Genomic DNA, 887 nt, shown 5'->3' on the forward strand with positions numbered 1-887 from the left:
CAAGCTGATCCGGCGCTATCACGTCAGCGACGCCGCCCTGCACGACAGCCAGGCGGTGGATAATCTCCTGATGCGGGGCAATACCGGCTCCGGCGTCTGGGCCGATGCTGCCTATCGTTCCGAGGAGATGGAAGGGAAGCTGCTGGCCCGGGACCTGAAGAGCCACATCCATCGCAAGGGACGGCGCGGAAAGCCGCTTGGCGTCCGGGCCAGGGGCAGCAACCGGACGAAGTCGACCGTGCGGTCCCGGGTCGAACATGTCTTCGGCGCGCAGTCCAACGACATGGGCGGCACACTGGTGCGGACGATCGGCCTGATGCGCGCCAGGGCAAAGATCGGGATGAAGAACCTTGTGTACAACATGCGCCGCCTCGGCCAGCTCCGCCGTCTGAACCCGAACCCGGCTTAATACGGGGCAACGAAAGCGGCGCGCGCCGGAACGCGGCAAGCCGAAGCGGAACGACCCAGCCTCTCGGAATAGCTGAACAGAAGATGGCGTGGGCAGTCACAGGGCCAGCTTCAAGCCGCTGATCCCGTCCGCTCGGGCGAATTCAGTGAAAAATCGAGGTGCCCAAAAAGAGCAGGGTCGCCAACTGTCGGTCGTGCCTGATTTCCGCCACAGCTACTGGCCTGCAGCGGGTTCCCCGAACTCCGTCCCGCGCAGGGTCAGGGCGACCACGCAGGCGAGCGCCATCACGATGCCGCCCATCTCGAATGTGCCCGTTATGGCGTGGCGAAAGGCCTCCTCGATCGCGGGACGGGCGGCGGCGGGAAGATCCGCGACCGCCTCCATTCCGCCGGAGATCACCGCCTGGACATCGACCTGCGGGCCCAGCTCGCGCAGCCCCGAGGCGAGGCCTGCCGCCATCACCCCGCCCGAGACCGCG

Annotated in this window: 2 protein-coding genes; one reads left to right on the top strand and one right to left on the bottom strand. The window is 66.7% G+C overall.

The features are described from left to right. The coding region (locus FGX59_RS37050) for a transposase (RefSeq protein ID WP_138473495.1) at positions 1-409 on the top strand (409 nt) is incomplete at its 5' end. 213 nt (positions 410-622) lie between these two features. Here FGX59_RS37050 and FGX59_RS38025 read toward each other — a convergent pair. Next, positions 623-887: hypothetical protein (locus tag FGX59_RS38025; protein WP_206078569.1), on the bottom strand; the 265-nt coding region annotated here is incomplete at its 5' end.

This window comes from Poseidonocella sp. HB161398, from assembly GCF_005870025.1.
GTDB lineage: Bacteria > Pseudomonadota > Alphaproteobacteria > Rhodobacterales > Rhodobacteraceae > Mangrovicoccus.